The organism is Hyphomonas pacifica (assembly GCF_000682675.1).
Classification (GTDB): domain Bacteria; phylum Pseudomonadota; class Alphaproteobacteria; order Caulobacterales; family Hyphomonadaceae; genus Hyphomonas; species Hyphomonas pacifica.
This window is the reverse complement of record NZ_AWFA01000006.1, coordinates 57,557-83,511: the sequence shown is the minus strand read 5'-3', so window position 1 is coordinate 83,511 and position 25,955 is coordinate 57,557. Positions and strand designations below refer to the sequence as shown.

33 protein-coding genes are annotated in these 25,955 nt (G+C 58.7%); 12 read left to right on the top strand and 21 right to left on the bottom strand.

The window, feature by feature from the left end; translation table 11 throughout:
* The first annotated feature begins 117 nt into the window (after positions 1-117).
* Positions 118-453 carry an RcnB family protein gene (locus HY2_RS03245; protein ID WP_034824665.1) on the top strand — a complete coding sequence of 112 codons (336 nt, stop codon included), beginning with the start codon at positions 118-120 and terminating at the stop codon, positions 451-453.
* A gap of 56 nt (positions 454-509) precedes the next feature.
* On the opposite strand, the gene HY2_RS03240 is transcribed toward HY2_RS03245, so the two are convergent.
* A complete protein-coding gene (locus HY2_RS03240) occupies positions 510-1,085 on the bottom strand; it encodes a hypothetical protein (protein ID WP_146617158.1) in 576 nt (191 codons plus the stop codon).
* A gap of 48 nt (positions 1,086-1,133) precedes the next feature.
* Between HY2_RS03240 and HY2_RS03235 the strand changes: the two genes are divergently transcribed.
* Entirely contained in the window at positions 1,134-1,967 is an 834-nt protein-coding gene (locus HY2_RS03235; RefSeq protein WP_233346704.1) for a TrmH family RNA methyltransferase, read from the top strand.
* Here the strand turns inward: HY2_RS03235 and HY2_RS03230 are convergent.
* Genes HY2_RS03230 through cysG form a run of 6 tightly spaced genes read right to left on the bottom strand, consistent with a single transcriptional unit; the run spans position 1,964 to position 7,189 of the window.
* Complete coding sequence (locus tag HY2_RS03230; protein WP_051594661.1) at positions 1,964-2,707, bottom strand: phosphoadenylyl-sulfate reductase; 744 nt, start codon at positions 2,705-2,707, stop codon at positions 1,964-1,966. The two genes, HY2_RS03235 and HY2_RS03230, sit on opposite strands and share 4 nt — an antisense overlap.
* A 5-nt stretch (positions 2,708-2,712) precedes the next feature.
* Entirely contained in the window at positions 2,713-3,201 is a 489-nt protein-coding gene (locus tag HY2_RS03225) for a DUF934 domain-containing protein (protein WP_034824661.1), read from the bottom strand.
* The gene (locus HY2_RS03220; RefSeq protein WP_034824659.1) at positions 3,188-4,846 is read right to left on the bottom strand and encodes a nitrite/sulfite reductase; all 1,659 of its coding nucleotides are present in this window, start codon (positions 4,844-4,846) and stop codon (positions 3,188-3,190) included. The genes HY2_RS03225 and HY2_RS03220 overlap by 14 nt, the downstream gene beginning before the upstream one ends.
* Complete coding sequence (locus tag HY2_RS03215; protein WP_051594660.1) at positions 4,846-5,481, bottom strand: glutathione S-transferase family protein; 636 nt, start codon at positions 5,479-5,481, stop codon at positions 4,846-4,848. Before HY2_RS03215 ends, HY2_RS03220 begins: the two co-directional genes overlap by 1 nt.
* Positions 5,481-5,786 carry a DUF2849 domain-containing protein gene (locus HY2_RS03210; RefSeq protein WP_034824657.1) on the bottom strand — a complete coding sequence of 102 codons (306 nt, stop codon included), beginning with the start codon at positions 5,784-5,786 and terminating at the stop codon, positions 5,481-5,483. Before HY2_RS03210 ends, HY2_RS03215 begins: the two co-directional genes overlap by 1 nt.
* Positions 5,783-7,189: a siroheme synthase CysG gene (cysG, locus tag HY2_RS03205; RefSeq protein WP_051594659.1), complete on the bottom strand. Its 1,407-nt coding sequence runs from the start codon at positions 7,187-7,189 to the stop codon at positions 5,783-5,785. Before cysG ends, HY2_RS03210 begins: the two co-directional genes overlap by 4 nt.
* Before the next feature lie 107 nt (positions 7,190-7,296).
* Between cysG and gcvA the strand changes: the two genes are divergently transcribed.
* Positions 7,297-8,229, top strand: coding sequence for a transcriptional regulator GcvA (gcvA, locus tag HY2_RS03200; RefSeq protein WP_034824655.1), 933 nt, complete (start codon positions 7,297-7,299; stop codon positions 8,227-8,229).
* On the opposite strand, the gene HY2_RS03195 is transcribed toward gcvA, so the two are convergent.
* From HY2_RS03195 to HY2_RS16985, 4 genes are all read right to left on the bottom strand, one after another.
* Positions 8,226-8,693 (bottom strand): YcgN family cysteine cluster protein, encoded by a 468-nt coding sequence (locus HY2_RS03195; RefSeq protein ID WP_233346191.1) that lies wholly within the window; start codon positions 8,691-8,693, stop codon positions 8,226-8,228. The two genes, gcvA and HY2_RS03195, sit on opposite strands and share 4 nt — an antisense overlap.
* Positions 8,672-8,953: a GNAT family N-acetyltransferase gene (locus HY2_RS03190; RefSeq protein WP_034824652.1), complete on the bottom strand. Its 282-nt coding sequence runs from the start codon at positions 8,951-8,953 to the stop codon at positions 8,672-8,674. The genes HY2_RS03195 and HY2_RS03190 overlap by 22 nt, the downstream gene beginning before the upstream one ends.
* The gene (locus HY2_RS03185; protein WP_034824650.1) at positions 8,950-9,237 is read right to left on the bottom strand and encodes a GNAT family N-acetyltransferase; all 288 of its coding nucleotides are present in this window, start codon (positions 9,235-9,237) and stop codon (positions 8,950-8,952) included. Before HY2_RS03185 ends, HY2_RS03190 begins: the two co-directional genes overlap by 4 nt.
* A 108-nt stretch (positions 9,238-9,345) precedes the next feature.
* Positions 9,346-9,516 carry a CsbD family protein gene (locus tag HY2_RS16985; RefSeq protein WP_064773862.1) on the bottom strand — a complete coding sequence of 57 codons (171 nt, stop codon included), beginning with the start codon at positions 9,514-9,516 and terminating at the stop codon, positions 9,346-9,348.
* A gap of 147 nt (positions 9,517-9,663) precedes the next feature.
* On the opposite strand from HY2_RS16985, the gene mnmC reads away from it, so the two are divergent.
* Complete coding sequence (gene mnmC, locus HY2_RS03180; RefSeq protein ID WP_034824648.1) at positions 9,664-11,514, top strand: bifunctional tRNA (5-methylaminomethyl-2-thiouridine)(34)-methyltransferase MnmC2/FAD-dependent 5-carboxymethylaminomethyl-2-thiouridine(34) oxidoreductase MnmC1; 1,851 nt, start codon at positions 9,664-9,666, stop codon at positions 11,512-11,514.
* Here mnmC and HY2_RS03175 read toward each other — a convergent pair.
* The 5 genes from HY2_RS03175 to HY2_RS17775 all read right to left on the bottom strand — a co-directional run bounded on the left by HY2_RS03175 (position 11,494) and on the right by HY2_RS17775 (position 13,439).
* Positions 11,494-11,703: a hypothetical protein gene (locus HY2_RS03175; RefSeq protein ID WP_034824647.1), complete on the bottom strand. Its 210-nt coding sequence runs from the start codon at positions 11,701-11,703 to the stop codon at positions 11,494-11,496. The genes mnmC and HY2_RS03175 overlap by 21 nt on opposite strands.
* Before the next feature lie 56 nt (positions 11,704-11,759).
* Positions 11,760-12,203 (bottom strand): envelope stress response membrane protein PspC, encoded by a 444-nt coding sequence (pspC, locus tag HY2_RS03170; protein WP_034824645.1) that lies wholly within the window; start codon positions 12,201-12,203, stop codon positions 11,760-11,762.
* A 12-nt stretch (positions 12,204-12,215) separates the two neighbouring features.
* Positions 12,216-12,470, bottom strand: coding sequence for an envelope stress response membrane protein PspB (gene pspB, locus HY2_RS03165; RefSeq protein WP_034824643.1), 255 nt, complete (start codon positions 12,468-12,470; stop codon positions 12,216-12,218).
* 113 nt (positions 12,471-12,583) lie between these two features.
* Positions 12,584-13,276 (bottom strand): phage shock protein PspA, encoded by a 693-nt coding sequence (gene pspA, locus HY2_RS03160; protein ID WP_034824641.1) that lies wholly within the window; start codon positions 13,274-13,276, stop codon positions 12,584-12,586.
* Positions 13,277-13,307: 31 nt separating this feature from the next.
* Positions 13,308-13,439: a hypothetical protein gene (locus HY2_RS17775; protein WP_267895808.1), complete on the bottom strand. Its 132-nt coding sequence runs from the start codon at positions 13,437-13,439 to the stop codon at positions 13,308-13,310.
* A gap of 172 nt (positions 13,440-13,611) precedes the next feature.
* On the opposite strand from HY2_RS17775, the gene pspF reads away from it, so the two are divergent.
* A complete protein-coding gene (gene pspF, locus HY2_RS03155) occupies positions 13,612-14,736 on the top strand; it encodes a phage shock protein operon transcriptional activator (protein WP_241762384.1) in 1,125 nt (374 codons plus the stop codon).
* A gap of 6 nt (positions 14,737-14,742) precedes the next feature.
* On the opposite strand, the gene HY2_RS03150 is transcribed toward pspF, so the two are convergent.
* Positions 14,743-15,102 (bottom strand): response regulator, encoded by a 360-nt coding sequence (locus HY2_RS03150; protein ID WP_034824639.1) that lies wholly within the window; start codon positions 15,100-15,102, stop codon positions 14,743-14,745.
* Positions 15,099-16,868 (bottom strand): sensor histidine kinase, encoded by a 1,770-nt coding sequence (locus HY2_RS16590; protein ID WP_162173275.1) that lies wholly within the window; start codon positions 16,866-16,868, stop codon positions 15,099-15,101. The genes HY2_RS03150 and HY2_RS16590 overlap by 4 nt, the downstream gene beginning before the upstream one ends.
* 358 nt (positions 16,869-17,226) lie before the next feature.
* Here HY2_RS16590 and hpf point away from each other — a divergent pair, with 358 nt between their 5' ends.
* Positions 17,227-17,820, top strand: coding sequence for a ribosome hibernation-promoting factor, HPF/YfiA family (hpf, locus tag HY2_RS03140; protein ID WP_034824637.1), 594 nt, complete (start codon positions 17,227-17,229; stop codon positions 17,818-17,820).
* A gap of 23 nt (positions 17,821-17,843) precedes the next feature.
* A complete protein-coding gene (locus HY2_RS03135; RefSeq protein ID WP_034824635.1) occupies positions 17,844-18,314 on the top strand; it encodes a PTS sugar transporter subunit IIA in 471 nt (156 codons plus the stop codon).
* A gap of 82 nt (positions 18,315-18,396) precedes the next feature.
* On the opposite strand, the gene HY2_RS03130 is transcribed toward HY2_RS03135, so the two are convergent.
* From HY2_RS03130 to HY2_RS03120, 3 genes are all read right to left on the bottom strand, one after another.
* Entirely contained in the window at positions 18,397-20,601 is a 2,205-nt protein-coding gene (locus tag HY2_RS03130; RefSeq protein WP_034824633.1) for a M3 family metallopeptidase, read from the bottom strand.
* Positions 20,602-20,675: 74 nt separating this feature from the next.
* Positions 20,676-21,653, bottom strand: a complete 978-nt coding sequence (locus HY2_RS03125; RefSeq protein WP_407066576.1) for an NAD(P)H-dependent flavin oxidoreductase — start codon at positions 21,651-21,653, stop codon at positions 20,676-20,678.
* A gap of 29 nt (positions 21,654-21,682) precedes the next feature.
* Positions 21,683-22,948, bottom strand: coding sequence for a Y-family DNA polymerase (locus HY2_RS03120; protein WP_034824629.1), 1,266 nt, complete (start codon positions 22,946-22,948; stop codon positions 21,683-21,685).
* Positions 22,949-23,039: 91 nt separating this feature from the next.
* On the opposite strand from HY2_RS03120, the gene HY2_RS03115 reads away from it, so the two are divergent.
* From HY2_RS03115 to HY2_RS03095, 5 genes are all read left to right on the top strand, one after another.
* Positions 23,040-23,504, top strand: a complete 465-nt coding sequence (locus HY2_RS03115) for a GNAT family N-acetyltransferase (protein ID WP_034824627.1) — start codon at positions 23,040-23,042, stop codon at positions 23,502-23,504.
* A gap of 5 nt (positions 23,505-23,509) precedes the next feature.
* A complete protein-coding gene (locus tag HY2_RS03110; RefSeq protein WP_034824688.1) occupies positions 23,510-23,974 on the top strand; it encodes a YaiI/YqxD family protein in 465 nt (154 codons plus the stop codon).
* A 49-nt stretch (positions 23,975-24,023) separates the two neighbouring features.
* Positions 24,024-24,638 (top strand): ribonuclease D, encoded by a 615-nt coding sequence (locus tag HY2_RS03105; RefSeq protein ID WP_034824625.1) that lies wholly within the window; start codon positions 24,024-24,026, stop codon positions 24,636-24,638.
* Between the two features lie 89 nt (positions 24,639-24,727).
* A complete protein-coding gene (gene lptC, locus HY2_RS03100) occupies positions 24,728-25,402 on the top strand; it encodes an LPS export ABC transporter periplasmic protein LptC (RefSeq protein WP_051594657.1) in 675 nt (224 codons plus the stop codon).
* Positions 25,389-25,916 (top strand): LptA/OstA family protein, encoded by a 528-nt coding sequence (locus tag HY2_RS03095; protein WP_034824623.1) that lies wholly within the window; start codon positions 25,389-25,391, stop codon positions 25,914-25,916. Before lptC ends, HY2_RS03095 begins: the two co-directional genes overlap by 14 nt.
* Positions 25,917-25,955 lie beyond the last annotated feature (39 nt).

The window sequence follows — 25,955 nt, the reverse complement described above, 5'->3', positions numbered from 1 at the left end:
TTACTTAAATTGAATTTTTCGTGTTGTGGACGAATAGTCATCATTTATGACTGTAACGTCTGGGAACTGGTCAGTCGGAATTTCGTTTATGGGGCAGGACTGAAAGGAGGCCCCCAAATGGCACTCAAGACGTATATAACTCTCATGCTCGCAGGCGCTGTGGGCACCGGCCTTGTCGCCTTTGCTGACCCACCACGCCATGCGAAAGGCGAGACCCTGCCACCGGGACTGGCGAAACAGGGCAAAGTTCCGCCCGGCCATGCCAAGAAAATGTGGAAGCGCGGCGAATATCTGCCGGCCGACTATCGAGACCATTATTTCGAGGACTGGCGGCGCTATGACCTGCGCGAAGCCCCGCCGGGATATCGCTGGGTGATCGTGGATGAAGATGCCTATCTGACACAGGTCGCAACCGGCCTAGTGGCAGAAGCGGTGATTGATCTGCTGAACTAAATCCGCCGTCAGAATAAGGAGACGCCCCGGAGGACCGTAAATCCTGCGGGGCGATTTTATTCTGTATGCGTCTCTTCTGGGGTGGAGGGCTCTTCCGCCTGAGTGTCGGCCTGATCTGCCTTGTCGAGCAGAACGCTCTGATCGGAGAACCGGACATATATGCCCCAGACTTTCCAATCCTCGTTATCCTTGACCCAATTGACCGTGACGACGCCCGGCGACTGCTCTGCTTCAATGGTCAGCGCGCAATCGGCAAAGGTGCTGGGCTTCTCCTTGTTAATGTCTGCCGTACTTCGCATATTACAGCCAGGATCTCCATACTCCGTCACCTGACCAAAATGTTGAATGTAGCGTGTCGCCTTGTCGATATCTGCCTGCGCTGCCGTAACCCTGTGAGAATAGATTGGATCGCCCGCTGGGGGCAGCCCGTCCTCCATGACGCGCTCAGCTAGGTCGCGGGTGGCTTCCGAGCGTTCGCTGATAGCCTGGTAGAGAGACACCCCGCCCCGCACGCAGGTTCCAAGCAAGATAAGCGCGAGCACCACACCGCCCACAATCCACCACACCTTGTATGACTTGCGTTTTGGCGGCGCATACTGGTAATCGGCTGCGCCGGGTTTGTTATCTGTCATGATGGCCCCACCCATAATATTCCCTACAAGAGAAAGCAGGATAGAGGGATGGCGATGCATATGGCAATGGAAGTTGACCAGGCCGATGACCCGAGGTTGCAGGCCTATACATCCATCCGCGAGAAGGATCTGACCTCCGGGCATGGCGCGCGCTTCATCATTGAAGGCAAGGTGACGCTGGAAACGGCCCTGCGGCGCGGACGGTTCAAACTGGAAAGCCTGTTCCTGGCGGCAAGCCGCCTGGAGCCGCTGGCAGATCTGTTGGCTGAGGTGCCGGCAGATGTACCGGTCTATGTTGCACCGCAAGATGTGATGGACACCGTCGTCGGCTTCCCGATGCATCGCGGCGTGCTGGCCTGCGGCATAAAGGGGGAGATTCCCTTCCCTGCGAACTTTCTCGATGCGGATGCGAAGACGGGGGGGCCGTCCACCCTGTTGATGCTGTCTGGCCTCTCCAATCATGACAATGTCGGCGCGTGCTTTCGCAATGCCGCGGCCTTTGGGGCAGATGCCGTACTGATGGATGGGCAATGCTGTGACCCGCTCTATCGCAAGGCGATCCGGGTCTCTTCCGGTGCCAGCCTTTGGCTGCCCTATGCTCATGGTGGCACGGGCGCAGACATGGTGCACGCAGCGCAGGCGGCAGGCTATGAGGTGTGGGCGATGACACCGCGGGCTAAGGCGCAGACGCTCGGGACACTGAGGGTTCCGGAAAAGCTTGCCATTCTTCTGGGTGCGGAAGGCCCCGGCCTGCCGGACGATCTGATTGCCGCGGCAACGCCGGTGCGGATTCCCATGTCGTCAGGCTTTGACAGCGTGAATGTGGCAACCGCAGGCGCGATCACGCTGGCGCATGTGTTCGGGGCGCGGGAGAGCCCCTAGAACACCCGAGGGCGTTCGGTCTTTTCGACGTGGAGGCCGCACTCGGTCTTTTGCTGGCCAGCCCAGCGGCCCGCGCGCGGGTCTTCCGGATTGTCAGACGGCTTCGTGCACGGCCAGCAGCCAATGGACGGATAGCCTTGGGCGACCAGCGGGTGACGCGGCAGATTGCGCTGACGGATCAGCAGCTCGACATCTTCCGGTGTCCAGTTGGCCAGCGGGTTCACCTTGTAGCGTCCATTCGCAAACTCGAAGACCGGCAGCTGCATCCGCGCGCCGCCATGGAACCTCTTGCGGCCCGTGATCCAGGCCTCAAAGCCTTCCAGCGCGGGCTCCAGCGGACGCACCTTGCGCAGGGCACAGCAGGCATCCGGATCGGATTTCCAGAGATTGTTTTTCGGATCCAGCACCTTGCGTTCGGTCTCGCTTGGCGGGATCTCGCGCACGCCGGTCAGGCCCAGCTTCTCGATCAGTTCATCCTTGTAGTCCAGCGTCTGCGGGAAATGCATACCGGTTTCGAGGAAGATGATCGGCAGATCTGGTTTCACATCCGCGATCAGGGCCAGCATGGCGACGCTTTCCGCGCCAAAGCTGGAGACATAGGTGAGACTTTCCGGCCATTCGCGGATCATCGCTGCCCGCAGGACCGTCTGGGCAGAGGCATCGCGCAGCTCGCCATTCAGGCGCTCCAGACGGGCCGCTGTCGCTTCGCTCTTGCGGATTGCGCTATCACCATATGGCATAAAGTTCAGCCCTTGTGTCTTTTGCGGAAAACCGGCACCTGGCCAGCCGCACCGGGCTGGTAGACTTCGGTGTATTCGTTCAATGCTTCCAGTACCTGATGTAGGTCAGCACGCGCAGTCTCGTAAGCATCAAAGCCTGAACGGTTCATATAGAATATCTGATCCCTCAGAACGTGCCCTACGGCGCGCAATTCGCCCGCATAGTTGAAACGTCGACGTAGCAGCTGAGCCTGCGAATATCCACGCCCATCGGTGTATTTAGGGAAACTGATTTCTATCAGCTGAAGACGGTCCAGAAAATCTTCCAGCTCATGCGGGTCATCCTCAGGGGCCAGCCGCACGCCGATATCGGTGTTGCGGGCCAGCAAAATGTCCCGCTCGCTGCGGAATCTGGCCAGAGACACGGTGATGCAACCCCCCGGCGAGAGGTCTGCCTCATCGGGTACATAGGCCCAGATATCGTCAATCTCGGCGCCGTGTTTAATCAGCGGCATAGAGGGCCTCCTTGAAGGGCTCGTGGCCAAGGCGGGCCAGCGTCTCAATAAACAATTCGCTCTTGTCGGTGCGCAGGTCACGATATGTGTCGACAACCCGTTTCAGGGCGCCCGGCACGTCATCGGCTTTCAGGCCCGGACCGGCAATGTCACCAATCGCCGCCTTCTCGTCCGCGCGGCCGCCGAGAGTGATCTGGTAGAACTCCTCCCCTTTCCGGTCGACGCCGAGAATGCCGATATGGCCGACATGGTGATGCCCGCAGGCATTGATGCAGCCAGAAATATTGATGTGCAGACGGCCGATGTCCTCCTGATAGTCCGGATCGGCAAAAACCTGCTGCACCGCCTGCCCGACCGGAATGGAGCGGGCATTGGCCAGATTGCAGTAATCAAGACCGGGGCAGACAATCATGTCCGTGATCAGGCTTTCATTCGCCGTGGCAATGCCAGCCGCCTTCAGCTCGCGGTAGATGTCCGGTAAATCCTTCAGCGCGACATGCGGCAGGACCAGATTCTGCGCATGGCTGACGCGAATATCGTCATGGGCATAGGTTTCGGCCAGATGCGCCACCGTCATCATCTGGGCATCCGTGGCATCGCCTGCCGCGCCGCCGATCGGCTTCAGGCTGATCGTGACAGAGACATGGCCATCCACCTTGTGCGGATGCAGATTGATGCGGGCCCAGCGGGCGAACTCCTTGTCCTCTACCTTCAGCGCCTCAAAGGCCTCATTCGGCCCTGAGGCGGGGATCAGCTCGGGCGGGGCAAAATAGGCATGGATGCGCGCGATCTCTTCCTGCGGAAGGGCGATCTTCTCGTGCTCGCGCTGGGCGGCATATTCTTCTCTGACCAGACGACGAAATTCATCCGCGCCGAGTTCGCTGACGAGGATCTTGATGCGGGCCTTGTACTTGTTATCACGGCGCCCGAAGCGATTGTAAACACGCATGATGGCTTCGAGATAATCGAGCAGTTCCGTCTCCGGAACAAATTCACTGACGAGGGCTGCAAGGTGCGGAGTACGCCCCTGCCCGCCACCAACATGGACTTCGAAGCCAACCACATCGCCCCGCTGGCGCATATGCAGACCAATGTCATGCACGCGGATGGCAGCACGGTCATGATCTGCACCCGTGACGGCAATCTTGAACTTGCGGGGCAGGAAGGCGAATTCCGGATGGAAGGTGCTCCACTGGCGGATGATCTCGCACCAGGGGCGCGGGTCCATGATCTCGTCTTTCGCCGCGCCGGCAAAATGATCCGACGTCGTATTGCGGATACAGTTACCTGACGTCTGGATCGCGTGCATCTCCACCTCGGCCAAGCTTTCCAGCACATCGGGGATGTCCTTCAGTGCCACCCAGTTGAACTGGATGTTCTGGCGCGTGGTGAAGTGGCCATAGCCCCGGTCATAATCGCGCGCAATGACGGCCAGACGGCGCAGCTGGCGGCCATTCAGCTGGCCATAGGGAATGGCCACGCGCAGCATGTAGGCGTGCAGCTGAAGATAGACTCCATTCTGCAGGCGCAGGGGCTTGAACTCATCTTCCAGCAATTCGCCGGACAGGCGGCGGTTCACCTGCCCGCGGAATTGCGCAACGCGCTCGGATACGATCCGGGCATCAAACTCATCATATCTATACATTACGCAGCCTCTCTTGCGTGCGGGATGCCGAGCGCCGCTTCGGTGCGGCTGACCCAGCGCTCGACCGCCGGGAACTCGGAAAGGTCAAAGCCGCCTTCATGCGCCCAGCGCGTATAGGCAACCAATGCGATATCGGCGAGCGTGACGCGGTCTCCTGCGAACCAGTCTGCCTGTGACAGGTGGGTCTGCATTCGCTGCAGCGCCCTCTTCCCTTTCGGCAGCAATTCCGGGTCAATATCGGAATCGGCTTTTCCCAGCAGATGCTTGTGGTAACGGCGCACGGCGATAGCGGTTTCATGGGAATATTGTTCCCAGAACAACCAGCTCATCATCTGTGCCTTCACGAACGGATCAGACGGAATAAATTTATTCCCACCCGGATGGGTTTCGGCCAGATATAGCATGATGGCATTTGATTCTGGCAGGGTACGCCCATCCGGCCAACGCGCCAGCGGGACTTTCCCAAACGGATAGACCGCCAGATAGGAAGCGGACTGCGCCTCCCCTTTCACGACATCGATTTCCACCCAGTCATAGTCCAGACCAAGCGCATCCGCGACCCAGCGGGTTTTGAGGCAATTCCCGGAGACCAGATTGCCATAAAGGGTCAGGCGGGTGATTTCGCGATGTGGCATCAGGCGGATTCTCCATAGGCGACGGTCGGTCCATTGGCGCGGATCGTCTCGCGCAGGGTTTCCCGGCCGGTGATGCCGCCGCTCTCAGTTACTTCCATGAAGTAAGGGTCTGTGACGACACCTTCCTGTTTGAGCGCATCGGCCAGACGGGCCTCGGCCTCATCGCCTGTGAAGGCAGCGATCTGGCCGGCTTCCTTTGTCCAGGACCCATCCGCCGCCATCCAGACCGTCTGGCCGGTGGCGGTTTCCCAGGCGGTGACAGCCTTCGGGGTTTCAGGTTTCAGCTTTGGACGGACGGATGTCATGCATAAATCTCCTGCGTGTAACCGCCTGACAGGCCCACTGCCCCACTGGCGAAAGGCAGGCCTGCCACTTCCCCAATAATCAGCAGGGCCGGTCCCTTGATTGCGTTTTTCTCGATCAGGTCCGGCAGCTCGGCCAGAATGCCGAAGACCTGGATTTCCGTGGACAGAGTGCCATTCTCGATGACGGCGACGGGCGTGTCCGGCGCGCGGCCCGCTTCAATAAGCTTGTCGGCAATGGTCGGTGCGGTGCCGACACCCATGAAAACAGTCACGGTCTGGCGAGGCTTGGCGAGGCTTTCCCAATCGAGATCCGGGACGCCGCCCTTTTTCGCATGACCTGTCACGAAGGTGAGGCTTTGCGCATGATCGCGGTGCGTCAGCGGCACGCCCGCGCTGGCGGCACAGCCAAGCGCAGAGGAAATGCCCGGAACGACAAAGGCTTCGATGCCAGCCGCCTGAATGGCTTCCAGCTCTTCCCCGCCCCGGCCAAAAATGAAAGGGTCACCGCCCTTCAGGCGCACGACGCGCTTGCCTTCGCGGGCAGCGCGGATCAGCAATTCATGGATCTCTTCCTGCGGGACGGAATGATTGCCCTTGCTCTTGCCGACCGGAACGCGGTCTGCGTCGCGGCGGATCATGTCGAGAATTTCCGGACTGACCAGGCGGTCATAGAACACGATGTCGGCCTGTTGCAGCAGGCGCAGGGCTTTGAGCGTCAGCAGTTCCGGATCGCCGGGGCCTGCGCCAACCAGATGCACGATGCCGGTCCTGCGGCTGCCTTTCATGGCGTCGCGCATGGCCTGCTCGGCCGCGTCCAGATCTCCAGCATAGGCGAGTTCCGCCGGTTTGCCGTTCAGGGCGTATTCCCAGAATTCGCGGCGGGCCTTGGCATCCGGGATAGCTTCTTTTACCTCTGGCCGCAGACGCCCGGCCAGTTCGGCCAGCTCTCCGGTCCGCGCGGGCAGCAGGCGCTCCAGCTTGCTGCGCACGGATTTGGCCAGAACCGGCGCCGAACCATTGGAGCCGATGGCGGCGACAATCTCTCCGCGGTCCAGAATTGACGGGATTGTGAAATCGCACAGATCCGGCCGGTCAACGACATTCAGCGGCACACCATACTGCCGGGCCCACTCAATGGCGCGCTCTGTATTGGCGCACAGACGGCAGGCGACGATGGCAAAGCGGGCAACATCCAGCGCCGGGCCAGCCTCGACTTGCGGCGCAATCGTAATGCGGCCGGCAAATTCCTCGGCAAAGCCGGGCTCGAGGTCCTTGCCGATGATCACGGTGATCTGGGCGGACGTCTTGGCAAGCAGGCGCACCTTGCGGCGGGCTTCTTCGCCACCGCCGAACACGACGACACGGGCGTCGTCCATGTTGAAGAAAGCCGGGAACTGGCGCATGGGTGCAACCTCTTTTTAGGCTAGCTGATCAATCAGGTGCCAAAATGGCTCTTGACGCGGCAGACGCAACAGTGAACCCCTACAGCGATCCTTTAGAGAAACTATTCATGTCCGATCCTACTGACCGTCTACCGCCCCTGAACGCCCTGAGAGCCTTTGAAGCGGCTGCCCGGCGCCTGTCGTTTACACAGGCTGCCGAGGAGCTGAATGTCACGCCCGGCGCGATTTCACAACAGATAAGACAGCTGGAAGAATATGCCGGCACGCCCCTGTTCAAGCGTACAGGCCGTTCAGTTTTGCTGACAGATGCCGCGCAGGCCAGCCTGCCGCTGGTGCGTGAGGCATTTGAGAGAATTTCTGAAGCTGGCCGCATCATGCAGGCCCCTGCCCGCAAGGGCCGGGTGATGGTCTCCTGCGCGCCGTCTTTTGCCGCGAAATGGCTGGCCCCGCGGCTTGATGGCTTCCATCGCCAACATGAGGATACCGAGGCCTGGATCTCTGCTGATATGGGCCTGACGGATTTCACCACCGCCGATGCCGACTTTGCCATCCGCTATGGCCGCGGCAATTATGAAGGCCTGAAATCAGAGAAACTGATGGACGAAACCGTTCTGCCGGTCTGCTCCCCCGCCCTGCTGGAGGGGCCGGACGCCATCCGCAAGCCGAGCGATCTGCGTCATCACACGCTGATCCATGATGAGAGCAATGAGAACGATCCGTCCTGTCCGGACTGGGCGAGCTGGCTGCGCGCACGGAATGTGAAGGATGTAGACGGCACGCGGGGCCCGCGCTTCAACCAGGCGATCCTGGTCATCGAAGCGGCTGCAGCAGGCCGCGGTGTCGCACTGGCCAAACGCGCCATTGCCGCCGCAGACCTTGCCTCCGGCCGGCTGGTCGCGCCCTTTGCAGATGGCTCTCACCTGATTGATTTCGGCTACTGGATCGTGCACCCCAAAGGCCGTCACCTGACGCCGGATGTGCGTGATTTCATCAAATGGCTGAAAACCGAAGCGACCAATAGCGAAGTGGTTGGCGTCTAGGGCTCGTTGCCTTCCCAGTCGACAATCCAGTCTTCGGTGTCTTCCTCAAACACCGTGTCTTCGGACACTGTGCGGCCGCGTATGGAATGACCTTCCTCATGGATGCGCTCCCGATCCCCACAGACAAGATAGTGCCAGGACGGCAGATCCTTGCCCTCATGGATCAGGCGATAGGCACAGGTCTTCGGCATCCAGCGGATTTCCTCCACCTTTTGCGGGGTGAGGATGACACAGTCTTCGACAATCTTCTTGCGGTTTTCATAGTCGGCGCACTGGCAGGTGCCGCTGTCGAACAGGCGGCAATGCAGACGCGTATAGGCAATCTCGCCTGTGTCCTCGTCTTCCAGTTTCAGCAGGCAGCACTTGCCGCAGCCATCGCAGAGCGACTCCCATTCCTGCCGGTTCATCTGGTCGAGCGTCTTGGTTTTCCAGAACGGCTCGGTCATGCTTGGACGGCGGCCCATTCGGGGGTCTTCTCGATCAATGCACTGGCAAACCAGCAGGACGAGGAAACTGTCTCCCCTGCCGCGATGATGTCTTCCATCGCACGCTTGACCAAGCGCTTGCCGATGCCGCGTCCGCCAAGCTCGCCCGGCACGATGGTGTGTGTGATGTGCTTATGGCCCGCCTGCGGTCGCTCATAGGTCAGATAGGCCTCAACGCCATCCTGATAGAGGCTATAGCGCTGATGGGTTTCGTCATGCGTGATGTCTCCGGTGCTCATGCCAGAATGTCCTGCCATTCGGTGTGTTTCTCGATTTGCGCCTTGGCGAAGGGGCATAGCGGAATGATCTTGATGCCATCACGGCGAGCGTCTTCCACGGCGCGCTTGACGAGGGCGGTTCCGACGCCCAGGCCGCCCAGCTCTTTGGGCACGCCGGTATGATCTATGATAATACGGCTGGTGCCGGCTTTCGACCAAGTCATCTCGGCTTTATGGCCATTTACGACGGTGACATAGCGTCCACCGGCATCACCTTCCTCGCGTTTGATATTGATGTCGGTCATCCTGCACCTCATCGCCTGTCTTGCGCCTTATGTGGCCCCGCCCTGAATTCCGCGCAAGGAAAAGCCGCCCCCCGAGGGAGCGGCTTTCGCAGTCTGGCCAAAAAAGGCCTAGTCTTTGAGGGCGTCTTTGACGTCACCGGCCTTGTCGCGAACTTCGCCTTCGGCCTTGTCCATCTTGCCTTCTGCCTGAAGCTTTTTGTTGTCGGTCATTTCACCGGCCGTTTCCTTGACTTCACCTTCAACCTTCTTGGCAGCGCCTTTGATATGTTCCTTATCCATCTTTCATCTCCTTCTTGTTCGCCGCTTTTTAGCGCGGTCATACAATCAACGCGTGGAAACACCGAGCGATCCGATTAAATCCCGGAGAGTTTTCAGTTCTGCCATGAGACCTGTTCAAACCGGGCCTTCACGGCTAACCCATCGCGCATGACCCGCCTGCTGAAACACCCCACTATCGACTGGAAGGATGATGGCACCCCCGTCGCCCGGGAGGCTGGCGACGTATATTTCACAGCAGGCGACGGCCTGGCCGAAACCCGCGCGGTGTTCCTGAAAGGCTGCGGCCTGCCGGAAGCCTGGGCCGGACGGGACCAGTTCACCATTGCCGAAACCGGCTTTGGCACGGGGCTGAATTTTCTGGCGCTCGCAGAATTGTGGACGACTTACCGCCCTTCCCCTGCAGCGTGGCTGCACTTTGTCAGCTTCGAAGCCTATCCGATGACGCAGGATGATGCGGCCCGGGCGCTGAGCGAATGGCCGGAACTATCTGCCTTTTCAGACCGCCTGCTGGAGACCTGGCCCGCCCCGGTCCTGGGCGTGCGCCACCATGTCTGGGAAGATCTCGGCATCACGCTGACGCTTCATATGGGCGACATTCACGAGATGCTGCCCGCCAGCCGGCTCAAGGCTGATGCCTGGTTCCTGGACGGGTTCAGCCCCGCCAAGAATGAGGACATGTGGGCAGAGGGCCTGTATGGCCTGATCGCGCAGCGGTCTGCCCCCGGTGCCTGCATCGGGACATTTACCGTGGCCGGATCAGTTCGGCGCGGACTGGCCAGCGCAGGCTTTGACGTGGCCAAGGCCCCCGGCCATGGTCGCAAGCGGGAGAGGTTGGAAGCGCGGCTGACCACGCCGCCTACTGCGCAGCCGGATGCTTATGGGCTGCGTGCCCCTCCCTCTGCTTCCCCGCGCATTGCCGTTCTGGGCGCAGGGATTGCCGGAGCCTCAGCTGCGTGGGCCCTGACCGCACGCGGCGCAGAGGTGACGGTGTTTGACCCGGCTGGCCCCGCCAGCGGCGCAAGCGGCAACCCGATCGGTCTGATGATGCCGCGGCTGGATGCGGGCGACACCGTGCAGGCCCGGCTTCTGATAGATGCCTATCTGGCCGCACGCGAGGCCTATCGCGCTCTGGATGGCGCACACGAAACCGATGTGCGGCAGATACCGAAGGATGAGACCGAACGCGTGCGGTTTGAAAAGCTACTGGCCGACCCGCCCCTGCCGCTGGAGGATCTGGAAGCGATTTCCGGCGGCGGCCTGCTGCACAAGCGCGCCCTGATTGTGGAGCCGCGCAAGGTCGTAACGGGCCTGCTGAAAGGCATCGCGCTGAAAGCCGGACCGGTGGAGGTTTCGCTGGCAGAGTGCAGCGTAAATGGCCGCAGCTATGACGCGATTGTTCTGGCGAATGCGATGGGCATTCTGGAACAGATCGACTGGCTGGGACTTCAAGGCCGCCTTGGCCAGGTGGAGCATCTGACTGGGGCAGCAGATGTGGCACCGGATGCAATGGCAAGTGGCCATTATGCGCTGGCCTTGCGGGACGAGAGATTGTGGGGCGCGACCTTTGAGAAGATTTCAGCTGGCACCCTGCCGGAGGTTTCGGATGGCGCGCGCAAGGCCAATGCCGAGGCGCTACAGCAGCTTTCCCCTTGGTGGAAGGGCGATGCGAAGAGGTATCCCCTCACCTCCCGCGCGGCCATCCGGGCGACAACATCGGACCGCCTGCCCCTGATCGGCGCTGTGCCTGACCGGGACGCAGCGATTGAAACATTTGAGGGCATACGAAAAGGACGCCCTGCTGATGCGGACGCCCCATTACTACCGGGTATTGTGATGGTGAACGGCTTTGGTGCGCGCGGCTTTACCTGGGGGCCATGGGCCGGACAGATCATTGCTGCCCAGCTTCTCGGTGGACCATCACCGGCCAGCGTTCAGGCCCTGGAGGCCGTCAGCCCCATGCGCCTGATCCTGAGAGCCTTACGGCGCAGTGAAATCTGAGGTGCCAAAGCTGCGGGCAATGCTGAGACGCACGCCCCCGTCTTCATGAGGAGAGAAGGTCATCTGGAGCCCGCCGAACTCCAGAGCCATGCTTCCCTGCGTGGCAGCGCCAACTGCGATCATCGTCAGAATGATCAGAGAGACACCTCCCAGCAGCCAGTTATTTGTCAGTAGCGTCCCCTTACGCATTTTTCCGGTCCTTCTCGTCGGATATTGAGGGTTATGTGTGGAAGCTGCGGCTGCCTCTAATTACCGCGCTCCAGATCCCGGAACTCCTTGCGCAGGCGCCACTCGTCAGATGTGACCTTGCGTTCGATATCCCGGAGACGTTCGTCGAGATCCATGAACGTGTATTTCAAGTTCCCGAAGGTGACACGCGGGCGGTCATTCACATTCCGCCAGAAAGCATCTTCTTCAGGAGACATGGGCCGGCCGCCGAGCGGTGTGCGCGGCGTGATCATCCACAGAACGATGTAGAGGATGATCGCGAGCGGCCCCATGACGAAGAAAAATCCGAGTACGGCCAGGATACGAACCAGAACAGGCTCCCATCCGAAACGTTCGGCCAGACCGCCACAGACACCGGCAATCACCTTGTCCTGGCGGGAGCGGTAAAACCGCTTGGGGTTGGGGGAACCGTACCTGTCTTCATAGGCAGGATCACGGCTTGGGCGGGAATGGCGGGACATAAGCTAAGGTCCTTAGTCGTCAAAAGTGGGTCTGGAAGAGCGGGGCGGACGGCGTGGGCCGTCCTGCTCACTCTGCTCAAGGAGGGCTTCGAGGGTCTCGATCCGGCGCTCCATGGCGCGGGCCGATCTCCAGAGATCCTCCATCATTCGTTCATCGTCTGGCATCAGGGTTTTTTGCTGCCGCCACTTCGTAATGTAGTGGAAGATCATTCCCGGCAGGACAATGAAGAGCGAAACGATCGCAATGATTGGTAGAAACTCGTCCATTACGCGGCCTCTTCAACCGAAGAGCCCTGCTTGGCGCGGGCCTGGGCAATCAGCCCGGGGGCACACACCAGCGTCATGAAGCCAGTCAGGCAGGCGAGGGAAAACAGCATCTATCAGTCCTCCGATTTCTTCGTGGACGCCTTCGCAGAAGACTTCGCACGTTTGGCTTTCAGGGCTTCGAGCTCTTTCTCGACACTCTCGTCGCGCTCCAGGGCAGCGAACTCGGCGGCCAGATTTGGCTCATGACCCTTGATGGTGTCGGCATAGGCTTCCATCTCGTCAACCTTGCGCTCGATATTGTTATAGCGCGCGAGGGCTTCGTCGACCTTGCCGTCATAGGTTTGCGACCGCATGCGGATACGCTGCTCTGCAGCTTCGCGGCGCATCATCAGGGCACGATGCTTTGCCTTTGCCTCGTCGAGCTTGGCCTGAAGCTTGGACAGATCGTCCTGGCGCTTCTCGAAGGCTTCTTCAGCCGCAGCCATCGCAGCCTTGCGGCGTTCGATTTCGCCTTCAGCTTTCTGCTTGGCGGTCAGTGCGCCGCGCGCCAGATCTTCACGGCCCTTGTCGATAGCCAGCTCTGCCTTGGCAGCCCAGTCATCACGGGTTTTCGTGAAGTGAACAATCTCGCGCTCCATTTCTTTCTTGTCCGCCATGGCGCGGGCCGCTGCGGTGCGGACCTCAACCAGTGTATCTTCCATTTCCTGGATGATCAGGCGGGCGATTTTTTCAGGGTTTTCGGCACTGTCGAGCATCGCATTGATGTTCGAGTTGATGATGTCGCCGAGACGGGAAAACAGACCCATTTTAAAAGTCCTTTCGTAACTGGGGGGAGGATTAGAAGAACAAGCCGCCGAGGAGCACACCGGCCCCGAAAAACATCCAGCTTTCGGCCGGGCGTGTGGACAGCCAGCGGCCGAAACGGCCAGCATCCGAGCGGGTTTCTGAAGTGTTGTAACGGTCGTCCATTTCAGTTCTGTCCTTCTGGGTTGAGCAACGCCCTGTCGCTCTGAGCCCTTCTTTCATTTCAAGGACCGTGCCAGTTTCGAATTAATTTTATAAGACATTGATTTTAAAAGAAATAAAACTTTTTCATTAGGAACTTACAGGAGTCATTTCGTCAATACCACTAAAATTAAATATGGATTTATTCATAGTATTTAGTTATTTTGACGAAATGATTAGCGATAATACCCAACTCATTGGTGAAGCGCCGGCCTGGCTGAGTGCGCAGGAGCATGTTTCTCGCGTAGCGCCGCTGGACCGCCCCATCCTCGTCATCGGAGAACGCGGAACCGGCAAGGAACTGATCGGGGAGCGTCTGCACTTCCTTTCAAAACGCTGGGACGGCCCGTTCATCAAGGTGAACTGCGCGGCCCTCTCCGAGACGCTGCTGGACTCAGAACTGTTCGGCCATGAGCGCGGCGCGTTCACAGGCGCGACAGAGATGCGTCGCGGCCGGTTTGAGCTGGCCGATGGCGGCACGATCTTTCTGGACGAGATCGCCACGGCGAGCGCACAGGTGCAGGAAAAGCTGCTGCGCGTCATCGAATATGGCGAATTCCAGCGCGTGGGCGGGTCAAAAGTCCTCACCACAAATGTGCGTATCATTGCCGCTACGAATGCTGACTTGCCCTCCATGGTCGAACGCGGCGAATTTCGCGCCGACCTGCTGGACCGGCTGGCCTTTGACGTGATCACCCTGCCGCCGCTGCGCGCGCGCCCCGGAGATGCGAGCCTGTTGGCCGATCATTTTGCTCGGCGCATGGCGATAGAGATGGCGCAGGACTTTCCAGGCTTTGCCCCTTCTGCCGTCGCCGCCATGGAAGCACATGACTGGCCGGGAAATGTCCGTGAACTGCGCAATTTTGCCCAGCGGCTGGCGCACCGCTCAATGATGCTGTCGCCAGATGAACCGGTGCTGTTTGACCAAAGCGCGCTGGACCCATTTGACTCGCCTTGGCGGCCAAAATCCCGACGCACCCCCAAGGCCCCGCCTGCCCTGAAAGCAGACCCGGCGCGCATTCGGCAGGATGAGACCATTCCGGCAGACTTCCCGTCGCAAGTGGCAGCCTTCGAAATGCAATTGATTGATGAGGCCCTCAGCCTGTCAGAGGGCCATCAGGGCAAGGCCGCAGATTTCCTTGGCCTGACCTATCATCAGTTCAGAGGCCTGCTGAAAAAGCATGACTACGGAAAAAACCCCGGAAAGGCAGGGCCACAGAGCGGGGAAACACCCCTCAAGGGCCCCATTCGCGGCCTGTAAGCAAGATTAGCAGCAGTCTGGCGTGCACAAATCATTCAGCTCACCAATCAGCCTCATTACACTGACCGGCTTGGGGTGAACGAGGGAATCCGATAGCTCAGGTGGCAATTCCCAAGAATAATTCCCAGACAGGAACAGGAACGGAATACCCTTCTCCCTAAGCACTTCCGCCACCGGGAAAGAAGGTTTCCCGTGCAGGTCAATGTCCAGAATGGCCGAACAGATGTCATGTTTCTCCAGGGCCGCAAGCGCATCTTCCACACTACCGGCCGGGCCTGTAACAATATATCCCCGCTCCTCCAGCTGAATCTTCAAATCATAGGCGATGAGAAAGTCGTCCTCGACGACCAGCACCGAACGCTTCATGCCACCCCCTCGGCCGGAAACTGAAAACGGGCAGTCAGCCCCTCTGGCGCGTAATCAATGTGAGCTTGCCCCCCCAGAGAGTGTGACAGGCTCTGCTCTATCAGCACACTGCCAAAGCCCTTCCGATTAGGTGGCGAGACTTCCGGGCCGCCAACCTCCCGCCACTCAACGATCACCCCTTTCCTGCCATCCTCGCGACGGCCCCCGCTCCAGCTGACGATTACACTGCCGGACTCATTCGACCAAGCACCATACTTCACGGCATTCGTCGCCAATTCATGCAGGATCAGACCGAATGCATAAGCAGCCTCAGGCCCGAGAATAAGTGGCGGACCTGACATACTGACACGCTCAGCCTGTGGGGATGTGTACGGAGAGACCTGCTCCTTGACCAGTTGCGAGATATTCGCGGAGGCACGTGTCGTCGCTATCAAAAGGTCATGGCAGGCCGCGATGGCTCGCAAACGCCCAGAAAAGGATTCTCGAAAGGCTTCAATGGAGCTTTCCACGCGCATGGTTTGGGACGCAATGGCCTGGACCATGGCAAGAGAATTTTTCACGCGGTGGCTAAGTTCCCGCACCAACATCTCGCGATGCGCTTCGGCAAGCTTGCGCTCAGTAATGTCGACGCCAGAGGAAATGATTTGCTTCACACACCCCGTCTCGTCAAAACAAGGGGCCAATTGGAAATCAATAGGCATTCGCCTGTCATCGGTACCATTCAATTCCACATCGAAGCGGACCTGTTCGCCTAATGCAGCGCGCGAAACAGCATCACGCATTCGCGCCTGCACCTGCGGGTCATAGTCCCACCACGCACAATCCCAGAAAGGCTTGCCGATCACTTCGTGGCGCTGCAGTCCGGCCGCCACAAGGGAGGGCGTGTTTGCCTCAAGAATATTGCCATCTGGAGTCAGCAGGCTAACAAAGGCCACAACATTGTCCAGAATACTGCGCTGACGATCCTCGCTTTCCAGCAGGCGCATTTCAGCATCCTTGCGGTCGGTGATGTCCTGCAATGCAGCCGCGAAGCCATCATCAACCCTGGCCGCCGTAATCCGCAGCCAGATTGTTTCACCGCTTTTCCTTGGGTAGTTGACTTCGCCCTGCCAGGTCTCGCCGGTCTCAACGACTTTCTTGTAAGCATCAAACAGGCCAAGCCTGCGATGTGTCGGCATATTTTCCAGCATGCGCGCACCGATCAGGTCCGCTCTCGAACGCTGCGATATCACCTCACCTGCCGGATTCACGAAATCCCATACAAAATCGATGATCTCCCCTTCTCCATCGCGCAGGCTATGGAAAATCATGAAGCCATCAGGACTAGTCTGTTGATAGGCGCGAAAGCGGGCCTCACTCTCGTCCAGCGCCTGGCGGATCTGCTTTTGCTCCGTAATGTCATCCAGAACAGAAATGAAATAGCGCACTCTGCCCTGTGCATCACGTATGCAGCTGACACTGAGATTTACCCAGACGATATGGCCTGCCTTGTGAAGATAGCGCTTCTCCAGTTTGTAGCCCTCGCGACGTCCGGAATTTACCTCTCTGAGGTAGTCGAGATTGATATCCAGATCATCCGGATGGGTGATATCCTGAAAGCACAACGTCTCGAGCTCAGTCAGCGTATAGCCGAACATCTCGGCAACCCGCTGATTCATGCGCAACCATTTGCCTTCGGGTGAAACATAAGCAATGCCGACTGCCGCATTTTCAAAGGCGATACGGTAAAGAATATCATCTCCGTCCATCATGGGCGAGGCGCTCATATCGGGGGCGGCACGAGAAGGCATAGGCAGGGGCAATCAGCTTTCACTGTTTTAAACAGCTATTTTCAGGTCTAATCCAGCATGTCGGCAAGTCATTACCGCTATCCTAAGCCTTGCTCTGCATGGCTGCTGTTGCCGCGTTCCTTCATGTAAAAAGATGAAAGCGCAGGAGGAATGCTGTGAGGGATGTCCCGTATTTCCCGTACAAAATTTAAGGTTCAGGACAGCTGATATTCGCCGGTAAAGGCTTGAGACAGGCCCGCCCCAGCCCCAACTCAAATATAAGGCCGATTAGATTCGCTTCCGGCCAAATTCTGGGTCATAATCAGACCCTTAAAACAAAAAAAGGAGACCGCCCGTGCAGATACAGATTACTGGCAAGCATATGGATCTCGGAGAGGCTCTACGGAGCCGTATTGAAACCGGACTGGAGGCGGCCGTCAGTAAATACTTCAACCGAACAGGAGACGCCCGCGTTTTTGTTTCCCAGCAGGGCCCGTTTGTTGAAGTTGACTGTAATGTACACCTGCCCTCCGGCATTATTCTGCAATCCACAGGCAAGGCGGAAGACCCCTATGCCGCGCTGGAAGACAGCCTGAACAAGATGGAAAAGCGCGTGCGCCGCTACAAGCGCCGCCTGAAAGACCATCATTCTGGCACGTCCGCGCCCATGCCATCTGAGCTGGCCTCGGAGTCCGTGTTCAAGGTAAATGGCCATGACAGCGATGAAGACGACGTGATCGAAGTGACCGATGATACGCCTCTGACCGTTGCCGAAACCTCGGTTTCGATCCGGACGATGAGCGTTTCAGAGGCAGTTATGCAGCTTGAACTGCAGGAAGTTCCGGCAATCATGTTCAGAAATGCTGGCCATGAGGGCCTGAATATGGTCTACCGCCGCCCAGATGGGCATATTGGGTGGGTAGACCCGGAGAATGCCCGAAAGACCTAAGCCGGAAGACGGAAAGCAACTTCATGGCCACTGATCTGACGTCCCTGCTCGAAGGCGGGGTAATCATACCATCGTTCGAGGCGACAAGCCGGAAACAGGCCATTCATGCCTTGGCAGAAGCCCTGGCTGAAAAAGTGGGTCTCAGCCCGCGGCTGATTGAAGATGCCGTTATGGAGCGTGAACGCCTGGGATCAACCGGCGTGGGAGAGGGCGTTGCCATTCCCCATGCACGCCTTGATGGCATTGAAACCCCTATAGGCGGCTATATGCGGCTGGTTCACGGGGTGGATTTTGAAGCCATTGATGAGCGCCCGTGCGATCTTGTCTTCATGCTTCTGGCCCCAAAAACAGCTGGGGCAGACCATTTGCGGGCTCTCGCTCAGGTCAGCCGCGCTTATCGCCAGAGCGCTGTACGGGATGCGCTGAGAGAGGCTACGACGGAAGAGCAGGTCCGCGCGATTGTCTGCCGCGAATCCGCTGACACGCCAGCCTGACCCCGACCAAACAGTTGAGGCATAATAAAGCCCGCCGGATCAAACCGGCGGGCTTTCCTTTTAGGCTGATCAAGCCGCAACCTTAGCCTTCACTCGGCTTTTCTTCGCCAAAACCACGGATCTGTAGCAGCGGTTCAATGGTCGGATCAGAGCCGCGGAAATTGCGGTACAGCTCGTCAGCCTCACGCAGGCCACCAGCCTCATAAACCCATTTCTTGAGCTGCGCCGCCAGCTCCGGGTCGAAGATGTCGCCGCTCTCGCGGAAGGCCGTGAAGCCGTCAGCATCCAGGATTTCAGACCAGAGATAGGCGTAATAGCCAGCCGAATAGCCACCTGCGAAGACGTGGCTAAAATACTGAGTGCGATAACGCGGCTCGATCTCCGGGATCAGACCGTACTCTTCCAGCACTTTCTTTTCAAACTCACGTGCATTGGTGATCTGAGCTGCTTCTTCGGACGTCAGCATGTGCCAGCGCAGGTCCAGCAGAGCCGCCGCGATGTATTCCGTGGTCTTGAAGCCCTGATTGAAGGTCGCCGCCGCATTCATTTTGTCGATCAGTTCCAGCGGGATCGGCTCACCGGTCTCATAATGCGTTGCAAAGGTCGACAGCACTTCCGGGGCCCCCGCCCAATGCTCCAGAATCTGGGCAGGGAATTCGGTATAGTCCCGCGGGCCATTCACGCCGGAGAAGGTCTTGTAGCGGATCTGCGTCAGCATGCCGTGCATACCGTGACCGAATTCGTGGAACAGCGTCTCCACTTCGTCAAACCTCATCAGGGTTGGCTCGCCTTCGACCGGCTGGATGAGGTTCAAATTATTGGTAACGATCGGGCGGACATTATCGCCATCCACATCCGAAGCACCGCGATAGGAACTCATCCAGGCACCCCCGCGCTTGGAGTCGCGAGCATACATGTCGGCCATGAACAGGCCAAGATATTCACCGGTTTCATTGTCTGTCACGGTCCAGGATTTAACGATCGGGTTCCAAGCCTCGACCTCGACAGGCTCAAACGAGATGTTGAACAGCTTGGAGGTGACGTCGAAAACACCCTGACGCACAGCGCCAAGCTCGAAATAGGGCTTCAGCGCATTGTCATCGAACGCATATTTCGCCTGACGCACCTTCTCGGAATAGTACCACCAGTCATGACCGGCGATCTGGAACTCGCCTCCGACCATTTCCTGCATGTCGGCGCGCTCTTGCTTGGCGCGCTTCAGACCCGGCTCCCAGACGCGGAGCAGAAATTCTTCTGCCGCTTCAGGCGTTTTCGCCATACGCGTTTCAAGCTGATAATGAGCGTGGGACTTGTAACCCATCAGCTCCGCCTTCTTTGCGCGCAGCTGGGCGATCTTGATGGCCAACGGGCCATTATCATATTCGCCTTCAGAGGCACGCAGACGGTAGCCGTCGAACATCTTCGCCCGCAGGTCACGATTTTCGCTCTGCGTCATGAAGGTTTCATAGACAGAACGGTCGACCGTCAGCACCCATTTGTCTTCGCCCTTCACCTTCAAGGCTCCCTTGAAGTCTTCCGACAGACCAACCAGCTCGGCTTCGTCGGTGATCTCGATCTTGAAATCCTTGGTCGACAGCAGAAGATTGCGGCCGAACTCTGTGGTCAAACCGGACATTTCCTCATTGATCTTGGCCACTTGTGTCTTCACGCCCGGCGCGAGGTCTGCGCCATTGCGCACGAAATCACGATGGGTCAGCTCCAGCAAGCGAGCGTCTTGCTCATCCAGACCTAGCCGGTCGCGCTGCTCGTAGACTGCCTTGACGCGCTCAAAGAGCTCGGGATTGAAACTGATCGCCGTCTGCTCGCGCGTCAGCATCGGCCAAATTTCCGCTTCCAACTCTCTCAGCGTGTCATTCGTATCCGTGCTGGTTATATTGCTGAACACGCGGATTACCTTGTCGAGCGAGGCCCCGGCACCATCCAGGGCGACAATCGTGTTCTCAAACGTTGGCGCATCCGGATTGCTGACGATTGCGTCGATGTCTGCGCGTAATTCCAGAACAGCTTTCCTGGTCGCAGGCAGATAATGTGCATCCTGGATCTCGGCGAAAGGCGGCACGCCGTAGGGTGTATCCCATTCCTGTCGGAAAGGGTTTCCTTCAAGTTCTGCGTCTGTCACAATGATCTCAGGCAGGCCTTCGCTTTCTTCTTCAGACACTTCAGCCCCAGCTATGACGGCATCCTCTTCCGAGGTTTCCGCCTTCTGTCCACATGCCGCAAGACTAAGGGCCAACGCCGCCGCGCCGCCAAGCAGGTATGTTTTCATCGAGTCCTGATCCTTTTTAGTGATTTTACCCCTGTTTAGAGGTCAAAGCCCGCAAGAACCAGTCTCAAGAAGACTTATCTCGGCAAACGCGACACTACGTCATGATATTCAGCCAGAGTTTCCTCGAAAATCTGCGCGACAGGCTTCACGTCCGTGATCCGGCCTGCAACCTGGCCAGTCAACGCGATACCTGCTTCGAGGTCTCCGCCGAAATAGACATCTTGCGTATTGGCGAACTCTCCGAAGATGTTTTCCACGCCTTCCTTTTGAATCCGGTCCGTGCGCTCCGTCCGCAAAGCGCGCAGCGCCGGCCCGGGTCCAGAGCGATTGAGGAAGACCGTATCGGTGGCCTCCGCCTTGATGATCGCCTCCTTCCAATTGGAATGAACCGGACTTTCCGCCGAGGACAGGATACGCGTGCCCATCAGCACGGCCTCTGCACCCAGCGCGAAGGCCGCGGCCATACTGCGACCATCCGTGATACCGCCAGCCGCCACAACCGGCACATCCACATGTTCACAGACCAGCGGGATCAACACCATTGAGGCAACATCCTTCGGATTCTTGAAGCCGCCCCCTTCTCCGCCTTCCACGATCAGACCGTCCACTCCGGCCTCAATCGCGCGCAGGGCGCCCTGGAGCGAAGGAACAACGTGGAACACAGTCAGCCCGGCTTCCTTTAACATGCAGGTATATTTCATCGGGTCGCCTGCAGACGTGGTGACGAATTTGATCCCCTGATCAATCACGAACTGCACGATATCCGGATCGCGCACAAAGGCTTGGGCGACGTTCACGCCAAATGGCTTATCCGTCAGCGTCTTCATCTTTTTGATCTCTTCCCGCACGGCGTCCAGCTCACCGGAAGACGTTTCAATAATGCCCATGCCCCCCGCATTCGAGACTGCAGAAGACAGTTGAGAACGAGCGATCCAGCCCATGGCTGCCTGAATAATGGGTTTCTCGATGCCAAGCATCTCTGTGATGCGGGTCTTTACCGGGGCTGGTGACATGTGAACTCTCTCTTTTTGTGGGCTTAAAGGAAGGCCGATTGGCTGGCGCTGCAAGCCCTCGCCTTGCGTCAGTCCGGCCGGGTCGTCAGAAAATCATTGAGGTCTGGCACGCGGCCAAAGGCAATCTTGGCCCCGGCATAGCCGCCCGGCGGTTCCTTGCGTGGGCCCAGTGAAACCACACAGGCGCCATTGCGCGCATTCAGGGCGTCCATCGCATCCGTCACCCGTTCCCAACGCGAGCGGCTGGAGACCTGATCGGCATGCTCGAACAGATCAGCGCTGACCTCCCCCGGTCGGCTGATCGTGTGCAGCACAACAGACAGCTTCTTCAGGCGCCCGCCGCCCAGCGCCTCTACGCCCACATCAAATATCTCACACGCCTTGTGCAGGAAGGTGTGATCATCCCGCGCAGGAAAAAAGGACATGTCCCCGCGCCAGCGCGGGCCCGCCTGAGCCCGTAGAGAGACATGAATACCCGCCGCCAAATAGCCCTCCCGACGGAGTCGCCGCGCTGCCTTGGCCGTCAACAGGCGCAGGCAGTCCCGCGCCTTTACCGGGTCGCGCCATTCCATCGACAGGACGCGGCCATGACCAAACATGCGCCGCTCCGTCTCCGGCCGCGACACGGCATAGCCATGCAGCTGCGCCCAGAGACGCTCGCCCTCAACACTGTTCCAGATGGCGCGTGCCTGTTTTGGAGACAGATTCCAGAATTGCTCCACCGTGTGCACGCCAGCCTGAACCAGCCGCAGATGCATGCGGCTGGAAATACCCGGCAGGTCCGTCAGGTCGAGATCAAACAATGGCCCCGGCAAGTCTTCCGGACGCAGCATGACAAAACCATTCGGCTTGTCCATCTCTGCGGCCACCTTGGCCAGGAACTGGTTCGGCGCGAGACCGATGGAGGCTGTCAGGCATGCCCCAACATTCTCGCTAAGCCCACGGCGGATGGCCATCGCGATATCTGGCCCCCGGGTCCGCTCCGTTCCCAGCAGGCTGCACTCCATCTCATCCACAGACCAGACCTTGCGCACCGGCACATGGCGGTCGAGTTCCTCAAGTATCTTGTGGTGCAGGCGAACATATTCATCATGCCGGGCCAGGGGCAGGGCAATTTCCGGACATAATTGGCGTGCCTCACGCACCGAGGTCCCGCGCTTCAGTCCATAAGCCTTCGCCTGGTAGCATCGCGCGATAAGGGAGGTATGCTCAGAGGCCAGCGGCACAACACCAACAGGACGATCGCGGAGCTCTGGCCGCAGCAATTTTTCAGCATTGGCAAAGAAAGCATCAAAATCGATGTATAGAGATTCAATCTCGGTCGGTTGGCGCATGCTGGTAACCAGAAAACATAACTAGAACACAATGAGAACATTTTAGCACTATGAGTCAAGCATCCACCTCCGCCCTGAAAGGACACTGAACATGATCCTGAGAGCCCCCACACCGGAAGAGTTGCCCGGCCTGTCAGACATGTGCCTCAGATCCCAAGCCAGTTGGGGCTATGACGGCAAGATGCTGAACACCTTCCGGCAAGACCTGACCCTGAAGCCAGAGGAACTGGAAACCGACGCTCTGATGGTGGCCGAGGACAAGCGCGGTGTGGCAGGCATGGTGCAGCTCTCCATGAACACAGACACGCTCGCCCAGGTGAAGAAACTCTATGTGGCACCGAACCGGCTGGGAGAAGGCACAGGCAAGATGATGTATGTCTGGGCCTGTCGCACGGCGCAGGAGAATGGCGCAGAAGATTTGCTGATTGTCTCTGACCCGCAGGCCGCAGGCTTTTACGAGCATATGGGCGCGGTTCTCATCGAGAAGACAGAACCGAGCCCCATTCCAGGCAGAACACTGCCCTGCCTGATCCACAAATTGCGAGCCCAAGCATGACGGATATCCGCATCCTGGTTGATGCCGATGCCTGCCCGGTCAAGGATGAGATCTATAAGGTGGCCTTGCGTCACAAGGCGCCGGTTGTGATCGTCGCCAATTCCTATATGCGCATTCCCGGGCACGCGCTGATTTCGCGCAAAATGGTAACCGACAGTTTCGATGCTGCAGATGACTGGATCGCCGAAGAGGCCAATACGTCCAGCATCGTGATCACGGCGGACATCCTGCTCGCCGACCGCTGTCTGAAGGCGGGCGCGCGAGTTCTATCGCCAACTGGCAAACCCTTTACGGACGCCTCAATCGGACCGGCCATTGCAGTTCGCGCGATCCATGCCGATCTGCGTGCAGGCCTAGGCGACGGCATTAGCCGCGGACCGGCCCCCTTCTCCAAGACAGACCGCTCGCGCTTCCTCTCGGCACTCGACACCGCGCTTCAGACTGCACATCGCGAACAGGGACCAGCCTGAAGTCACTCCGGACACTTGCCCTTAACGCCTGTCATGCTACAGCCTCGCCATGAACGGCATCAAATTACACAAGGGTGATCTGCCCGCAGGGCTGGACTTTGGTCCGGTCGTGGCAGTCGACACCGAGGCGATGGGGCTGAACCTTCGCCGTGATCATCTCACGCTCGTGCAGATCTCCTCCGGAGACGGCAGCGCGCATCTCGTGCAGCTGAATCGGGACTATGACTGCCCGAATCTGAAGAAGCTGCTGAGCGACCCGAATGTGCTCAAGATCTTCCACTTTGCCCGGTTTGACGTGGCCATGATGAAGCGTTGGATGGATGTCGATTGCGGCCCGATCTGGTGCACCAAAATTGCCTCCAAACTGGCACGAACCTATACAGACCGTCACGGCCTGAAGGATGTGGCGCGCGAAATCGCCGGCGTGGACATGTCCAAGGCGCAGCAAAGCTCTGACTGGGGTGCAGACGAACTGACCGATGCACAGCTGCAATATGCAGCCTCTGACGTGTTGCACCTGCACCGGATCAAGGCAGGGCTGGAAGAGATGCTGAAGCGTGAGGGCCGACTGGAACTGGCCGAAGCCTGTTTCGCCTTCCTGCCCATTCGCGCACGGCTCGACATTGCCGGCTGGGACGAAACAGACATTTTCGCCCATAGCTGACGGCATTGTCATGCCTTCGCCGCTTTCGTTAGTGAGTGTAGGGCGCTAAACAGGTTCAGACTAATTCACAGCAGGCACTCCCCGCAGGCATGGACGCCGTAAAGCATCACGACCCGGCATCATTATGGGCTCCACGCCGCCAGCTGACCCTGGCGCAGGCGCGCCAACGGTCGCAGCGCGTCCGCTATCTGCGTCTGGCTTTCACCGCCTGTGCCGCCATCGCGATCGGCCTGTTCCTCGGCTACATCATCCGCAGCGCCATTGCGAAGGATACCTCCCCTGTGCAGGTGTCTGAGGATGAAACCATCACCATGCTGAACCCACGCTTCTCTGGGCGGGATTCAACCGGACAAAGCTTTCAGATCACGGCAGATGCCGCCCGCCGCCGCCGCGCCACCGGCACATTGGTGGATCTGGTCAATCCCGTTCTGATCGATGAAACCGGCAGTGAGATCAGCGCCCCCTCAGGCATGTATGATCGCGATGCCGGCATTCTGGAACTTTACGAGGATGTGCGAATCTCTGACGCAAACGGATATACGTTCATGACCTCCGGCGCCCGTGTCTTTGTCGGCGAAGGCCGTGTCGAGGGCCTCTCCCCTCTGCAAGGCAGAGGGCCTCTTGGCGATATCAGTTGCGACACGTATGAAGTTCTTGAAGATGGCAACCGCGTCGTCTGCAAGGGAAATGTCAAAACGGTGATCTATCCTGCAACTAAGGAGACGCCCGTAACAGGTGAAGGTGAAGCTGATGGCTCTCAATAAGGTTCTCGTTGCCCTTTCGGCCCTGACGGCCCTGACCATGCCGGCTGCGGCGCAGATCTCCTCCCAAGGCGGCCCGATCTACCTGAACTCCGAACGCACCGAAAGCCTGGAGCGGGAACGCAAGGTTCTGCTGATCGGCAATGTGGACATTCAGCAGGGCGATGCCCGTCTGCGCGCTGATACTGTCACGCTGATTTTCGCCGAACGTGCCGCAGGACAAGAAACCTCTGCAGGCGGCCTGGGTGGGGGCTTTGGCCAAATTCAGACCATGCTGGCGGAAGGCAATGTCTTCTATATCACACCGGAAATGAAAGCGAAGGGCGACCGCGGCAGTTATGATGCCTCCAGAGATACCATCACCATGACCGGCAATATTGCCCTGATGCGCGAACGTGATGTGGCCGAGGGCGAAGTGCTGACAGTAGAGGTCGGCAAGCGCCGCACCACGCTGGATGGGGGCAATGGGCGCACACGTATGGTGATTGATCCTGAGAACAAATCCAGCGGGAACTGAACAAATTTAAGCAGGATCGTGAAGCCGATCTTAAGTATG

Bases quoted from the DNA above. Each gene is read 5' to 3' on its own strand.
- HY2_RS03245 (WP_034824665.1), top strand. From the start codon at position 118: ATGGCACTCAAGACGTATATAACTCTCATGCTCGCAGGCGCTGTGGGC.
- HY2_RS03240 (WP_146617158.1), bottom strand. From the start codon at position 1,085: ATGACAGATAACAAACCCGGCGCAGCCGATTACCAGTATGCGCCGCCA.
- HY2_RS03235 (WP_233346704.1), top strand. From the start codon at position 1,134: ATGGCGATGCATATGGCAATGGAAGTTGACCAGGCCGATGACCCGAGG.
- HY2_RS03230 (WP_051594661.1), bottom strand. From the start codon at position 2,707: ATGCCATATGGTGATAGCGCAATCCGCAAGAGCGAAGCGACAGCGGCC.
- HY2_RS03225 (WP_034824661.1), bottom strand. From the start codon at position 3,201: ATGCCGCTGATTAAACACGGCGCCGAGATTGACGATATCTGGGCCTAT.
- HY2_RS03220 (WP_034824659.1), bottom strand. From the start codon at position 4,846: ATGTATAGATATGATGAGTTTGATGCCCGGATCGTATCCGAGCGCGTT.
- HY2_RS03215 (WP_051594660.1), bottom strand. From the start codon at position 5,481: ATGCCACATCGCGAAATCACCCGCCTGACCCTTTATGGCAATCTGGTC.
- HY2_RS03210 (WP_034824657.1), bottom strand. From the start codon at position 5,786: ATGACATCCGTCCGTCCAAAGCTGAAACCTGAAACCCCGAAGGCTGTC.
- cysG (WP_051594659.1), bottom strand. From the start codon at position 7,189: ATGCGCCAGTTCCCGGCTTTCTTCAACATGGACGACGCCCGTGTCGTC.
- gcvA (WP_034824655.1), top strand. From the start codon at position 7,297: ATGTCCGATCCTACTGACCGTCTACCGCCCCTGAACGCCCTGAGAGCC.
- HY2_RS03195 (WP_233346191.1), bottom strand. From the start codon at position 8,693: ATGGGCCGCCGTCCAAGCATGACCGAGCCGTTCTGGAAAACCAAGACG.
- HY2_RS03190 (WP_034824652.1), bottom strand. From the start codon at position 8,953: ATGAGCACCGGAGACATCACGCATGACGAAACCCATCAGCGCTATAGC.
- HY2_RS03185 (WP_034824650.1), bottom strand. From the start codon at position 9,237: ATGACCGACATCAATATCAAACGCGAGGAAGGTGATGCCGGTGGACGC.
- HY2_RS16985 (WP_064773862.1), bottom strand. From the start codon at position 9,516: ATGGATAAGGAACATATCAAAGGCGCTGCCAAGAAGGTTGAAGGTGAA.
- mnmC (WP_034824648.1), top strand. From the start codon at position 9,664: ATGACCCGCCTGCTGAAACACCCCACTATCGACTGGAAGGATGATGGC.
- HY2_RS03175 (WP_034824647.1), bottom strand. From the start codon at position 11,703: ATGCGTAAGGGGACGCTACTGACAAATAACTGGCTGCTGGGAGGTGTC.
- pspC (WP_034824645.1), bottom strand. From the start codon at position 12,203: ATGTCCCGCCATTCCCGCCCAAGCCGTGATCCTGCCTATGAAGACAGG.
- pspB (WP_034824643.1), bottom strand. From the start codon at position 12,470: ATGGACGAGTTTCTACCAATCATTGCGATCGTTTCGCTCTTCATTGTC.
- pspA (WP_034824641.1), bottom strand. From the start codon at position 13,276: ATGGGTCTGTTTTCCCGTCTCGGCGACATCATCAACTCGAACATCAAT.
- HY2_RS17775 (WP_267895808.1), bottom strand. From the start codon at position 13,439: ATGGACGACCGTTACAACACTTCAGAAACCCGCTCGGATGCTGGCCGT.
- pspF (WP_241762384.1), top strand. From the start codon at position 13,612: ATGGATTTATTCATAGTATTTAGTTATTTTGACGAAATGATTAGCGAT.
- HY2_RS03150 (WP_034824639.1), bottom strand. From the start codon at position 15,102: ATGAAGCGTTCGGTGCTGGTCGTCGAGGACGACTTTCTCATCGCCTAT.
- HY2_RS16590 (WP_162173275.1), bottom strand. From the start codon at position 16,868: ATGAGCGCCTCGCCCATGATGGACGGAGATGATATTCTTTACCGTATC.
- HY2_RS03135 (WP_034824635.1), top strand. From the start codon at position 17,844: ATGGCCACTGATCTGACGTCCCTGCTCGAAGGCGGGGTAATCATACCA.
- HY2_RS03130 (WP_034824633.1), bottom strand. From the start codon at position 20,601: ATGAAAACATACCTGCTTGGCGGCGCGGCGGCGTTGGCCCTTAGTCTT.
- HY2_RS03120 (WP_034824629.1), bottom strand. From the start codon at position 22,948: ATGCGCCAACCGACCGAGATTGAATCTCTATACATCGATTTTGATGCT.
- HY2_RS03115 (WP_034824627.1), top strand. From the start codon at position 23,040: ATGATCCTGAGAGCCCCCACACCGGAAGAGTTGCCCGGCCTGTCAGAC.
- HY2_RS03105 (WP_034824625.1), top strand. From the start codon at position 24,024: ATGAACGGCATCAAATTACACAAGGGTGATCTGCCCGCAGGGCTGGAC.
- lptC (WP_051594657.1), top strand. From the start codon at position 24,728: ATGGACGCCGTAAAGCATCACGACCCGGCATCATTATGGGCTCCACGC.
- HY2_RS03095 (WP_034824623.1), top strand. From the start codon at position 25,389: ATGGCTCTCAATAAGGTTCTCGTTGCCCTTTCGGCCCTGACGGCCCTG.